This is a genomic window from Bdellovibrio sp. CKG001 (assembly GCF_055397465.1).
In genome coordinates this window covers 3003642-3016908 of record NZ_AP029173.1, presented here as the reverse complement: position 1 = coordinate 3016908, position 13267 = coordinate 3003642, and the positions used below count along the sequence as shown (strand labels likewise).

The following is a 13267-nucleotide window of genomic DNA, read 5'->3' as shown; positions in this document are numbered from 1 at the left end:
AGGAGCCTCTCATGTTCATTCAATCCAAAGACAGTTTTAAGACAAAGTCGCAGCTTCAGGTGGGCTCACAGAGCTACACGATTTTCAATCCTCATAAAATTCACCATCACAATTTGAAAAAAATCCCGGTGTCACTGAAGGTTCTTTTGGAGAATCTTCTGCGCCACGAGGACGGGCTGCATGTCAGTAAAGAGGACATTGATTCTCTGCTAAGCCTGAGCAAAGAGTCCTTGAGCCGTGAGATCTCCTTTTTCCCTGCACGAGTTCTGATGCAGGACTTCACTGGCGTTCCGGCAGTGGTGGATCTTGCAGCCATGCGCGATGCGATGAAAGCTCTGGGCGGTGATCCGAAAAAAATCAATCCTCTGGTGCCGGTGGATCTGGTCATTGATCACTCGGTGATGGTCGATTCCTTTGCCTCTCCGAAATCCTTTGATGAAAACGTCAAGATGGAGTTTGAGCGTAATCACGAGCGCTATGTTTTCCTGAAATGGGGACAGCAGGCCTTCCAAAACTTCAAGGTGGTTCCGCCAGGCACAGGAATCTGTCATCAGGTGAATCTGGAATACCTGGGAAAAACCGTTTGGTCTGAAAATGGTTTGAACGGTCACACGGCCTTTCCGGATACGCTGGTGGGAACGGACAGTCACACCACAATGATCAATGGTCTGGCTGTGTTGGGCTGGGGCGTTGGGGGTATTGAGGCGGAAGCGGTGATGCTGGGACAGCCTTTAAGCATGCTGATCCCGGAAGTGGTGGGCTTCCGTCTTGAAGGTAAAATGAAGGAAGGCACAACGGCAACGGATCTGGTTCTGACAATCACACAAATGCTTCGAAAAAAAGGTGTGGTTGGTAAATTTGTCGAGTTCTATGGGCCGGGCCTGGCTTCCATGTCCTTGGCGGATCGTGCGACGATTGCCAACATGGCGCCGGAATACGGTGCGACCTGTGGCTTCTTCCCGGTGGACGAACAGACGATCAAGTATTTGAAACTGTCCGGACGTGACTCAGCAACGATCGCACTGGTGGAGGCGTATGCCAAGGAAACCGGTTTGTGGCGTTCGGAAGAGGCGGAACAACACTATCATTTCAACGACACTTTACATCTGGATATGTCAACGGTTGAGCCTTCATTGGCAGGACCCAAGCGTCCTCAGGATCGTGTGGTGCTCGATCAGGCGGCCCAGGATTTTTCCAAGCAGCTGATCACGGGCTTCCAGGTGCCGGCGGATAAGGCATCGAAAGCGGCTTCGGCGGTGACAGTGGATTCTCAGGCCTATTCCCTGGGGCATGGGGACGTGGTGATTGCCGCAATCACGAGCTGCACCAACACGTCCAATCCTTCGGTGATGATTGGTGCGGGTTTGGTGGCCAAGAAAGCCGTGGAAAAAGGTTTGAAAGTGAAACCGTGGGTGAAGACGTCTTTGGCGCCGGGATCCCAGGTGGTGACTGATTATCTGGAACGTTCGGGTCTGCAAACTTATCTGGATCAGTTGGGCTTTAACCTTGTGGGTTATGGCTGCACCACTTGTATTGGCAACTCTGGTCCTTTGGAAGCACCCATTGCTCACGCGGTGGAAAAAGGAAATCTGGTGGTGGCATCGGTTCTTTCCGGCAACCGAAATTTCGAAGGCCGCATTAATCCCCATGTGAAAGCCAATTATCTGGCCTCCCCGATGCTGGTGGTGGCGCATGCTCTGGCGGGTAATATGATGATTGATATTTCCAAAGATCCGTTAGGTAAGAATTCTGACGGGAATCCGGTTTACCTGAAGGACATCTGGCCAAGCTCTCAGGAAATTCAAGACACCATCAACAAGACAGTGGAAACGAAGATGTTTGATGTGCGCTACGGAAATGTCTTTGCCGGAACGGAAGACTGGCAGAAGATCAACACGACCGCCTCACAAACCTATTCCTGGGAAAAAAGCACGTACATCAAAAATCCTCCGTACTTTGAGGGGATGAGCAGAAGCCCGGAAAAACTTCATGACGTCACAGGGGCTCGGGCCCTGGCTATTTTGGGAGACTCTATCACCACGGATCATATTTCTCCGGCGGGCAGTATCAAGAAGGATTCTCCGGCAGGACGGTATCTGACTTCTCATGGGGTGCAGCCTCATGACTTCAACTCCTACGGTTCGCGCCGTGGTAATGATGAGGTGATGGTGCGCGGAACTTTTGCCAATATTCGTATCAAAAACGAAATGCTGGCCGGGGTGGAAGGTGGCATGACCAAGTATCTGCCAAGTGGCGAAACACTGGCGATCTATGATGCGGCAGTAAAGTATCAGGCTGATGGCACACCATTGGTGGTGATCGCCGGGAAAGAGTACGGCACAGGATCTTCCCGTGACTGGGCAGCTAAGGGAACTCGTCTGCTGGGGGTGAAAGCGGTGATCGCAGAAAGCTTTGAGCGCATTCACCGTTCCAACCTGATTGGGATGGGGGTGTTGCCGTTGCAGTTCCATACGGGCACGGATCGCAAAACCCTGCACCTGGATGGCACTGAAACGTTTGACATCCGCGGAATCGAAACAGGGATGAAACCACAGCAGGATGTGAAGGTGACGATCCATCGCGCCGACGGCAGTCACGAAGATATTCAAGTTCGTTCACGCATCGATACCGCGGTGGAGCTTGAGTACTTCAAAAATGGAGGCATTCTCCATTATGTTCTACGGAAATTGGTCTAGAGATTTTTGCTCTGGATCGCCCGAAAGAAGGAGAGACTTCTCCACTCTCCTTCCAAATTTAAAAAAATTGTAATCTGGACTCTATGTTAAATTCCAGTCAAGGCCGAAAAGTAAATCGGATCACAGGGGGATCCGGTTTATGGACAGTCTTACTAGTTGGTTTCATGGCATTAGAGGTAAACTTCTTTTCGCAGCAGCGTTGCCCATCGTCGCATTTATCATGGTTGGATTCATCTCGGTTCGCGGTGTGACCGAGATGAATGAGCTTCTGCGTAGTTCTCATAAAGATATCATTCCGAATATTTTGGTCATTGGCGATTTGAGAATGAGCAGGAATGTCTTTGCTTTCAATATCTTCTCGGCCATCACCAAAGCCAAAGAGGGCAAGGCCTTTGATAAAGAGATGGAAGCCGCTATTCAGGGGTTGGAAAGCTATAAAAAGGATTTCAAGGAATATTCCTCAACTACCTTTCAACCTGAAGAAGCCCGCTTGTATGAGGGGGTTAAGGAAAAGTTCCCGCAGCTCATAAAGGATATGGAAAAGGTCGTGACACTGGTGAAGACCAAGGAGCCGGCCAACTTGAGCGCTGCTGAGGCGATTTTGCAGGGCGAATTCAGCACCCTGAGTGCTACACTGGGGGCCTTCACGACACAGGCTTTGAAGATCTATCAGGCCAAAGCGCACACGGAGGGGGCTTGGGCGGAAGAAGCCGTGGCATCAGTGAAGTGGTGGAATATCCTGACGACGATCATTGGGAATGTGTTGATCTCTGCCACACTGATTTTGATTGCGGCTCGCATCTCCAGCACGATCTCTGCAATTTCCTCCAAACTGACAGATGCCAGTCATCATGTCGCCAGTGCGGTGTCGCAAATGACCGGTGCAGGAAATAGTTTATCCCAATCCTCCACTGAAGCAGCCGCGTCTTTGGAAGAAACCGTGGCATCTTTGGAAGAGTTGTCTTCGATGGTGCAGATGAATTCTGATAATGCCAAGCAGGCGGCAAGTCTGTCGGCATCTTCGCGATTAGTTGCGGAAAAAGGACAGGAGGAAATCACTCGTCTGATTGCCTCGATGGAAGAGATTTCTAAATCCTCCCGAAAAATCGGAGAGATCATCAACGTTATTGACGACATTGCCTTTCAGACAAATCTTCTGGCTTTAAATGCGGCTGTTGAAGCAGCCCGGGCCGGAGAACAGGGTAAAGGATTTGCAGTTGTAGCTGAGGCAGTACGCTCTTTGGCGCAAAGAAGTGCATTGGCTGCAAAGGATATCAGTCTGCTGATAAAAGAATCTGTTGTTCAGGTTGAGCAGGGAAGTCAGATTGCCTCTGAAAGTGGTGTGGTTTTAGATAATATCGTGATGTCGGTGAAAAAGGTCGCGGATTTAAATAATGAAATCGCCACCGCCAGCAGCGAACAAACTGCCGGTATTCAGCAAATTAGCAAAGCGATGAACCAATTAGATCAAGCCTCACAAAGCAACGCTGCTTCGGCGGAAGAGATTGCTGCCACAAGCGCAGAGATCGACGATATGGCGGTGACCTCGCAGCGATTGACTGTGGACTTGAATGAGGTGATCCACGGCAAGGGGCGAACCCAGCAAGTTGCAGGGCTGAATGCGGCTTGAACGCGGTCCTGTCGAACTTTTAGTCAATTTGACAAAACAGGGGGGTGGACAGCCCCCTTGTTCTATTGAAATGCTCCAGGTTGTCAGTCACTGTCTCAAAATGTGGCAAAGTATTTGCTGGGAAGACTTCGTTCTATAAAAGAAACGGAGTGTATATGAAGAACGTTCTTAAATACGGTGCCGTGGCAGCCGTCATGATCATCAGCCAAACGGCTTCGGCCTCGTTCTGGGGAAAAGTAAAAAACCAGTTCAATGACTGTAAGTATTCCGATCAGGAATACAGTCAGACGTATGCCTACGAAAAAATGGTCACACCTCGCTTGACCGAACATCTGGGCAGTCAGGAATTCTCCGAAAACGATTTCTATTCCAAGCCCTGGATGCGCGATTTTCGCTATGTGATCGTGATCAATAAATCTGACCGGGGCCGCACCGCCCAGACGATGCGCGTTTATGAATATGGCCGCCAGATTATCAACAGCAAAGTGTCCACGGGTCGTGAAAGCCTGGAACTGAAACGTAAGAACAAGGTTTGTACCGGTGCTCCGGCAAAATCCTACTGGTCTCAGACTCCGACAGGATACTTCACTCCGAAGTTCCTTTCCAAGGATCACGTTTCCAGTTCTTGGGACTCTTCAATGCCGTTTGCGATCTTCTATGATGTTGATAACGGTCTTGCGTTGCACGAGGTTTACAGAAAGTACACTGACTATCTTGGCAGCCGTGCTTCCGGCGGATGCACTCGTCAGGATGGCAAAACCGCTGAAGAGCTGTTTAAGCGTGTCGAGGCCACTGAAGGCGCCACCATCCCTGAAATCAATCCGGACGGAACTCCGGTGCTGAATGAAGATGGCAGCGTGAGATATATCAACAAACAATACTGGACAAATCAAAGAACGGGCGAAGTTGTGAAGTTCAACACGTTCAGTGCTTTGATCATCGTTCAGGATGTTCGGGACTAATTTTTAGTCCCGTTCACCATTAGTATAAACGCATACTCCGTGGCCGTTTCTTTCAAACTGTCGAAGCGGCCCGAAGCTCCTCCATGACCGGATTCCATATCCGTCTTCAGAAGAATCATCGAAGTCCCCTTATTGTGCTCTCTTAGTTTAGGAACCCATTTTGCGGGCTCCCAGTATTGCACCTGGGAATCGTGGAACCCTGTGGTCACCAGAACGTTCGGATAAGCCTGTTCTTTCACATTGTCGTAGGGGGAGTATTTGCGAATGTATTCGTAGTCTTCCTTCACGTTTGGATTTCCCCACTGATCATATTCACTGGTGGTCAGGGGAATGCTTTCATCCAGCATTGTGGAGATCACATCCACGAACGGAACCTGCGCAACGATGCCTTTGTAAAGATCCGGGCGCAGATTCATTACGGCTCCCATCAAAAGTCCCCCGGCGCTGCCACCCATGGCAAACGTGTGCTCAGGCTTTGCGTAGCCATCTTTGATCAATGCTTCTGTGATGTCGATAAAGTCAAAGAAGGTATTCATTTTGTTGTGAGTACGCCCCTGATCATACCAATGGCGGCCCATTTCAGAGCCCCCACGGATGTGTGCCTTGGCGAAGACAAAACCACGATCCACCAGGCTGAAAACAGAACTGCTAAACCACGGGTCCATATTGGCGCCATAAGAGCCATAGCCGTAAACCAGCATGGAACCGGAAGAATCTTTTTTGAAGTCCTTCTTCATGATCAGGGATACGGGCACCTTTGTGCCGTCGCGAACAGTTAGGAATACACGCTCAGTTTTATAAAGTTCCGGATTGTAGTTCGGAACCTCTTTAGTCTTTTTTAAAACCTGCTCTTTGGTTTTGACGTTTAGATCGTAAACGGAATCAGGCAGACGCATGGATTCATAGTTGTAGCGCAGCCAGTCCGTGTCGTATTCACGATTATCGCCGACAGAGGCCAGGTAGCTTGGGTCTGCAAATGTCAGCTCGTAAGGATTTTGAGCATCGCGGTCTGCAATGCGAACCTGAGTCAGACCGTTTTTACGCTCGTCCAGGGCGATGAAGTTCTTAAAGACCGTCACACTTTCCAGATAGACATCCTTGCGATGAGGAATCAGCTCTTTCCAGTGCTTCTCTTCGGTGTGCGCGGGATCCGCCACCATCAGTTTATAGTTGGGCGCATTCTTGTTTGAAATAATATAGAACTTATCACCGCCGTCTGTGACGGAGTACTCGTGGGCGCGCTCGCGGGGATTGAAGACTTTGAATTTGTCCTGCGGTTTATCTGCCGGAAGGAACTGCACTTCGGTGGTCAGAGTGCTGTAAGAGGCAATATAGATGTATTTCTCGGACAGGGCTTTATACACGTACACACTGAAGGTGTCGTCTTTTTCGTGATAGACCAGATCCTTCTTGTGGGTTTTAAGATTGTAGCGATAGATCTTTTCCGTTCGCAGAGTTTCCGGATGCTGCTCGGAATAGAAGATCGTTTCGTTGTCATTGGCCCAAGCCAGATTGCCTGTGACGTTTTCAATTTTCTCGGGCAGCGTTTTTCCGGTCTTGAGATCTTTGAAGTAGATCGTGTAGAAACGGCGACCCACGGTGTCCACAGCAAAGGCCATCATCTGCTGATTAGGACTCATGCGGGGACCGGTAGAGCTGAAGAAGCTGTGGCCCTTGGCAAGTTCGGGAACGTTGATCAGGATTTCTTCCGGACCCTGAGGGCTGCCTTTGTGGCGGGTGTGCAGGGGATACTGCTGACCGACCTCATAGCGAGCGGAATAGTAGTATTCACCATCTTTAGCCGGAACGAAGGATTCGTCTTCTTTGACACGGCCTTTGAGTTCCTGGAAGATTTTTTCCTCCAGCTCTTTGGCTGGCTTCATCATGGATTCTGTATAGGCATTTTCTTTTTTCAGATAATCGACGACTTTTGGATTTTCGCGCTCGCGCAACCAGAAATAATCATCCATGCGGATGTCACCGTGCTTGGAAAGTTGTGTGGTGATTTTTTCAGGCTTTGGATAATCAAGATAGTTTTTGTGCATGCAGGATACTCCCAGAAGAACAATAAGATAGACACTTCTTTTCATTCAAAAAAGCTATCATTGTCTTCCGGGAGTGGGAAGCATTTGCCGCTGTTAAGGTCTAGCCTCTCCTGACGGAGACGGTCTGGATTTTCGCAGGTCCTCTTTCCCGGCCGCACGATTGTAGGCATCCAGGAATGTGGTGCGTGCGAACTCCTCTATCGAGGTCGCCGTCGTGTTCTTTTTGTCCCTTTGAACGGTGCCACTGATGGTGCCATTCCCCAGGGATGTGCCCAGTTCGATGAAGGCATCGGCCCAATCCTCTGTCATGCCGGCCCCAATCAGATAATTGCGCATTTCAGCGGAAGGGACTTCGACATACTCCAGGTCTGGTCTGTTAATGGCTCTTCCCAGGGCTTTCATGACATCCAGATGATTGATCTCCCGTTCCCCCAGAAGGTATTCGACGTTGTGACCTTTGAAGTCCGGATTCATCAAAAGAAAAGACGCCCGTGCGGCAATGTCCCGCGTGGCGATCATGGAGATGGGAACTTCGGCAGGAATGATTCCGAAATAACGGTTCATGGAAAGAATACTGGGGATTCCTGCCAAGAGGTTTTCCATAAAATAGGCGGGGCGCAGGTGAACAATGTCGGCATGGGTGATGGCATTCAGACGCTCTTCCTGATCATGCAGGCCCAATACCGGTCCGGTGCCGCTTTCAAGATCTGCCCCGATGCTTGATAGATTGACGACTTTTTTGACGCCAGCTTCTTCGATGGCTTCGGCAATCACTTCGCCGAATTTATTTTGATAAAACCGCACTTCTTTCGCGGACATGTTTGGAGGTATCATCGTAAAGATGGCGGAGCATCCGCGCATGCAATCCATCAGGAAGCCGACTTCGTTGGCATCACCTTGCGCCAGCTCCGCACCACGAAAGGCCTCTTTGTTGGGGAAATGGCGGGCCACGCAGCGGACTTTTTGCCCATTGGCCAGCAGATGTGCGGTGATCTTAGAGCCAATATTGCCCGTGGCTCCCATAACGAGAATCATAAAAAAACCTCCTTGTTAGAAACCCATGGTAACTGGGAGACAAGGAGGTTCTGAACTTACAATTAGGAAAGGACTTCTAGCGGCTGGATTTCGCGTCAGTCAGCAGTTGTTCTGCGTGGGCCAGAGATGTCTTGGAGATCTTCTCGCCACTGATAAGGCGGGCGATCTCCTGGACACGGTCTTTTTGTTTGAGTTCTGACACAACCATGCTGACGGAATCCTTTTGCGGGGACTTCTGAATAAAGAAGTGGATATCCCCGAAAGCTGCCACCTGTGGAAGATGAGTCACACAGACGACTTGCTGTCCTTTGGCAATAGTGCGTAGCTTACGACCCACTTTTTCTGCGGTTTCGCCGGAAACACCCGTATCGACTTCGTCAAACAGATAAGTGCGTGGTTGATTGCTCGAGCCCACCACGCGCTTCAAAGACAAAAGAATGCGGCTCAGCTCGCCCCCAGAGGCAAACTTCGCCAACGGACGTTTGGCGTCTTTGGCCGAGGTTTGGCTGAGGAATTCCACATCGCTCATCCCCGTGGATGCCAGCTCCTGAAGCTTTTCAGTCATGACATGGAAGGTGACGCCTTTCATGTTTAGATCCAGAAGTTCCGCATTCACGCTGTCCGCCAGAAGTTCGGCTCCTTTTTGACGGCGTTTGTGCAGTTCCGCGCCCAGGGTTTCCAGTTCTTTCAGAAGAACCGCGGCTTCTTTTTTCAAAGACTCCACTTTGGATTCAGAGTTTTGCAGGTTGGAGATTTCAATTTCCATCTCCATCAAAGCTTTCAGAATATCGTCGACGGTGGAGCCGTACTTTTTCTGCAACTTGCGCAGATCGCTCAAGCGGCCTTCGGCTTCTTCCAGACGCTGAGGATCGGCATCAATCTTGTTTGCATACTGGCGCAGGTCATAGATGCTTTCATCAATCAATGTCTTAGCCTGCTCCAGGTTTTCCAGTTTGGCTGCAATTTGCGGGTCCACGCTGGAAAGCTCCAGACCTTTTTTAAGGATGGCATTCAAGCGGCTGATGGCGGAATCGTCGTCATTGTACAAAGCGGCTTCAGCCTGATCCACGAAGGAGCCAATGCGGTTGGAGTTTTTGAGTTTTTTAACTTCGACTTCCAGCTCAACATCTTCGCCCGGGGACAGATCCAGGTTGGCGATTTCATCGCGCTGATAAGTCAAAAAATCCAGACGCTGGGCTTTTTGTTTTGCATCACTTTCCAGCTTTTTGATTTCTGCAAAGATCGCATGATAGCGATTGAATTTTTCAGTGAAAAGCAGGCGCTTGTCCCAGGTGCCCGCGTATTGATCCAAAAGATCCAGATGATAGTGCTTGGACATCAGATTGCGGTTTTCATGCTGACCGGTCATTTCAATCAGCGGGGCGGAATGTCCGGCCAGCTCCACCATGGGTGCCACGATGTCACGCAAGCTGTTTAAAGTGCTTAAGCTGCCGTTCAGGTAAACCTTGGATTTGTCACCAGCGCTCAGGATGCGACGAACGATCAAAGTGTTTTCATCCGCCTCGATACCCATATCGTGCAACATCTTTTGAATGTCCGGACGGGATGAGATATCAAAAGAACCCTCGATGGTGGCTTGTGTGGCCCCGGTGCGAATGGTGTCGCTGGAGCCTTTGCCGCCCATAAGCAGGGACAGGCTTTTTAACAAGACGGATTTACCGGCACCGGTTTCACCGCTCATGATGTTTAGCCCCTCTTTGAAAGAGATGTGCAGACTGTCGATAATTGCAAAATTGGATACCTTCAACTCAAGTAACATAATCTTTGTTTCCTATAAGATCAGTTTCGATCGCCGAACTTTAATTTTTCACGCAGCAAATGGAAGTAGTTGTGATTGGGTTCACGAACCATCCAGTGATCGTAGCAGGAGCGACTGACCACCACTTCGTCTTCCGCGGTGATTTCAGTCACTTTTTGTCCATCCACGATAAAGTGCGCCTTTTGGGTTTTACCTTCCAGCTTAAATGAAAGCTCTTTTTCATCCGGGAAGATCAAAGGGCGCGAGGTCAGACTGTGCGGCGCCACCGGGGTCACGATAAACACCGGCGATTCAGGATGGCAAATAGGGCCACCTGCCGCAAGGTTATAAGCCGTGGATCCCGAAGGGCTGGCGACGATAAAACCGTCGGCCTTCACCTGACTGACCAGGAACTTTTCAGAATAAATAGCAGTGTTGATCAATTGAGACATCGAGCCTCTTTCGATCACCATGTCGTTCAGGGCGTGGTGCTCTTCACGCACTTTCCCTTTGCGTAGAATTTTCGCAAAGATCATAGAGCGCGGACGCTGCACCATTTTCCCGTCCAGAGTCTTTTCGATGATCTCAAAGCAGGAATCGGCATTGTGGGCGGTCAGGAAACCCAAGGAGCCCATGTTAAAGCCCAGAATAGGAACACTGCGGCCTTCTAGCAGGCGCACGGCACGCAGGTAAGTCCCGTCACCGCCAAGCACGATGACCAGCTTCAGGTCATCCATGTGCTTTTTGGTTTTTGCCGCCTTCGTGCCTGCGACGACTTTTTGATCGGGGCAGGTGAAGACGTCAAAGCCGCGTTCTTTCAAAAACTCCGCAACTTTCTTAGCCAAAGAGACCGCAAGTGCTGTCTCCAGGCGATAGACCAAACCAATGCTGCCGTTTTCCTTCAGAATCAGTTTGCTCTGTTTGGTGTCTTTGTTCATCGAACTCTTCTTCATTAAATCAATCCATCACGACGCAACAGAGCGTTTGGATCCGGCTCACGACCGCGGAATTTCTTGTACAACTCCATCGGGTGCTCGGTGCCGCCGCGGCTCAGAACATTGTCTTTGAACTTCTTGGCCACTTCCTGATTGAACAGGCCTTGCTCCTTGAAGTACTCAAAGGCATCTGCATCCAGAACCTCTGCCCATTTGTAGGAATAGTATCCGGCAGAGTAGCCACCTGCAAAGATGTGCCCGAAGCTGCAAGAAGAATTCGCGCCGTCCACCTTAGGGAACAGACGGGTTTCGGCCGTCGCCAGTTCCTCGAAGGAGTCCACGTCCTTGATGGTTGCAGGATCTGTGGAGTGCCAAGCCATATCCATCAAACCGAATTGCAACTGACGGCAGGACATGTAGCCGGCCTGGAACTTTTGCGAGCGTTTCAGTTTCTCGATCAATTCCGCAGGCATTGGCTGGTTGGTTTCATAGTGACGGGCAAAGATATCCAAGCCCTCTTTTTCTCCGACCCAGTTTTCCATGATCTGGGAAGGCAGTTCCACGAAGTCCCAGTAAACGTTCGTGCCGCTCAAAGAAGGGTACGTGCACTCAGACAACATTCCGTGCAAAGCATGACCGAATTCATGGAACAAAGTGCGAACTTCGTCATAAGTCAAAAGGGAAGGCTTAGTCGGAGTCGGCTGCGTGAAGTTGCACACGATGCTCACGTGTGGACGCTTCATTTCACCTTCGATCAGGCCCTGACTGCGGAACTGAGTCATCCATGCGCCACCTTTTTTGGTCTCGCGTGGGAAGAAGTCCGTATAGAACAGACCCATGTATTTGCCGGAAGCGTCTTCATAGATTTCGTAAGCTTTCACTTCCGGGTGGTAAACGGGGATGTCCTTGTTTTCTTTGAAAGTCAGGCCATAGAGTTTCTTCGCGTGAGCAAAAACACCTTCCACCACGTTTTCAAGTTTGAAGTACGGGCGCAGGTCCTCTTCATTGAAGGCGTATTTTTCCTCTTTCAATTTTTCAGAGTAATAAGCCACGTCCCAAGGTTTGATCTCGGTCAAGCCGTCCAGTTTGGCCGCGAACTCTGTCAGTTCCTGCACGTCTTTCATTCCGGCGTTTTTAGAGGCCGCCAAAAGTTTGTTCAGGAATTGCATGACAGTTTCAGGGCTCTTCGCCATACGCTCGGCCAGAACGAAATCAGCGTGTGTGCTGAAGCTCAGGATTTTTGCGCGTTTGTTACGAAGCTCAACAATTTTCAGAACGTTGGCCTGGTTGTCGAACTCGCCCTTGAAGGCTTTGGAAGAAAACGCCCGCCACATTTTTTCACGAAGCGCACGGTTTTTCGCATAAGTCATGAACGGAAGGTAAGAAGGGATCTGCAGGTTGAAGAACCATTTGCCTTCGTGACCTTTGGCTTTGGCCTGGGCCGCAGCGCCTTCCAGAATACCTTCTGGCAAACCGTCGACGTCTTCTTTTTTGTCCAGAATCATTTCAAAAGAGTTGGTCGCTTTCAAAACATTCTCAGAGAACTTGGGTCCAAGAACGGAAAGTTCCTGATCGATCTGACGAAGAGTTTCCTTGTCGGTCTCGTTCAGCAAAGCGCCGTTGCGAGTGAAGGACAGGTAGGTTTTTTCCAAAAGGCGGTTTTGTTCGCCGTTCAGATTCAAAGTCGCACGTTTGTCGTAAACCGCTTTCACGCGATTGAAGACTTCAGCGTCCAAAGAAATATCAGAAGCCAGAGCCGTCAACTTTGGATAAATGTCTTTGGCCAAAGCCTGCAAAGCCTCATCCGCATGAGCCACTTCCAGGTTGCTGTAGATCGTGGAAATCTGATCCGCCAGCAGGGAAGCGGCCTCTAGGGCCACAATCGTATTTTCAAAATCAGGAGCCGCAGGATTGGCTTTGATCTTTGCCACATTGTCCTTGGCAATTTTGATCGCTTCTTCTACAGCCGGGACGTAGTGCTCCACTTTGATCAGATCAAAGGGCACAGCCTGGTCTTTGTTTGTGAAGGGTTTTAAGAGAGGATTTGTCGTATTCATAGGAACCTCCAAAGAGTGATAAAACACCCCTCTTTTTTTCCATGAAAACAGAGCGAAATAAAGGGAAAACCACGGATTAAAAAATGACTCAACAGGGCACCACCGACCAGCCCAAAAAGCAGTACTTTAAAGGCTTTTACGGCCATCC

General features: G+C 49.9%; 8 protein-coding genes. 3 read left to right on the top strand and 5 right to left on the bottom strand.

All coding sequences use genetic code 11. The features are described from left to right. Positions 1-11 precede the first annotated feature (11 nt). From acnA to ACZ50P_RS14185, 3 genes are all read left to right on the top strand, one after another. Positions 12-2696: an aconitate hydratase AcnA gene (acnA, locus tag ACZ50P_RS14195; RefSeq protein ID WP_464131922.1), complete on the top strand. Its 2685-nt coding sequence runs from the start codon at positions 12-14 to the stop codon at positions 2694-2696. A 139-nt stretch (positions 2697-2835) separates the two neighbouring features. Next, entirely contained in the window at positions 2836-4326 is a 1491-nt protein-coding gene (locus ACZ50P_RS14190; RefSeq protein ID WP_464131920.1) for a methyl-accepting chemotaxis protein, read from the top strand. A gap of 155 nt (positions 4327-4481) precedes the next feature. Further along, the gene (locus ACZ50P_RS14185) at positions 4482-5288 is read left to right on the top strand and encodes a L,D-transpeptidase (protein WP_464118348.1); all 807 of its coding nucleotides are present in this window, start codon (positions 4482-4484) and stop codon (positions 5286-5288) included. On the opposite strand, the gene ACZ50P_RS14180 is transcribed toward ACZ50P_RS14185, so the two are convergent. The 5 genes from ACZ50P_RS14180 to ACZ50P_RS14160 all read right to left on the bottom strand — a co-directional run bounded on the left by ACZ50P_RS14180 (position 5285) and on the right by ACZ50P_RS14160 (position 13119). After that, a complete protein-coding gene (locus ACZ50P_RS14180; protein ID WP_464131918.1) occupies positions 5285-7333 on the bottom strand; it encodes a S9 family peptidase in 2049 nt (682 codons plus the stop codon). The genes ACZ50P_RS14185 and ACZ50P_RS14180 overlap by 4 nt on opposite strands. 93 nt (positions 7334-7426) lie before the next feature. Next, positions 7427-8368, bottom strand: coding sequence for an NmrA family NAD(P)-binding protein (locus ACZ50P_RS14175; protein ID WP_464131916.1), 942 nt, complete (start codon positions 8366-8368; stop codon positions 7427-7429). A 76-nt stretch (positions 8369-8444) separates the two neighbouring features. Continuing rightward, positions 8445-10148, bottom strand: coding sequence for a DNA repair protein RecN (gene recN / locus ACZ50P_RS14170; RefSeq protein ID WP_464131914.1), 1704 nt, complete (start codon positions 10146-10148; stop codon positions 8445-8447). 20 nt (positions 10149-10168) lie between these two features. Then, positions 10169-11080: an NAD(+)/NADH kinase gene (locus ACZ50P_RS14165; protein ID WP_464118344.1), complete on the bottom strand. Its 912-nt coding sequence runs from the start codon at positions 11078-11080 to the stop codon at positions 10169-10171. Next, complete coding sequence (locus ACZ50P_RS14160; RefSeq protein ID WP_464131912.1) at positions 11080-13119, bottom strand: M3 family metallopeptidase; 2040 nt, start codon at positions 13117-13119, stop codon at positions 11080-11082. The genes ACZ50P_RS14165 and ACZ50P_RS14160 overlap by 1 nt, the downstream gene beginning before the upstream one ends. Positions 13120-13267: the final 148 nt, after the last annotated feature.

What these genes read in the sequence shown, in the direction of transcription:
- acnA (WP_464131922.1), top strand. Translation starts at nt 12, where the DNA reads ATGTTCATTCAATCCAAAGACAGTTTTAAGACAAAGTCGCAGCTTCAG.
- ACZ50P_RS14175 (WP_464131916.1), bottom strand. Translation starts at nt 8,368, where the DNA reads ATGATTCTCGTTATGGGAGCCACGGGCAATATTGGCTCTAAGATCACC.
- ACZ50P_RS14165 (WP_464118344.1), bottom strand. Translation starts at nt 11,080, where the DNA reads ATGAAGAAGAGTTCGATGAACAAAGACACCAAACAGAGCAAACTGATT.
- ACZ50P_RS14190 (WP_464131920.1), top strand. Translation starts at nt 2,836, where the DNA reads ATGGACAGTCTTACTAGTTGGTTTCATGGCATTAGAGGTAAACTTCTT.
- ACZ50P_RS14180 (WP_464131918.1), bottom strand. Translation starts at nt 7,333, where the DNA reads ATGCACAAAAACTATCTTGATTATCCAAAGCCTGAAAAAATCACCACA.
- ACZ50P_RS14185 (WP_464118348.1), top strand. Translation starts at nt 4,482, where the DNA reads ATGAAGAACGTTCTTAAATACGGTGCCGTGGCAGCCGTCATGATCATC.
- recN (WP_464131914.1), bottom strand. Translation starts at nt 10,148, where the DNA reads ATGTTACTTGAGTTGAAGGTATCCAATTTTGCAATTATCGACAGTCTG.
- ACZ50P_RS14160 (WP_464131912.1), bottom strand. Translation starts at nt 13,119, where the DNA reads ATGAATACGACAAATCCTCTCTTAAAACCCTTCACAAACAAAGACCAG.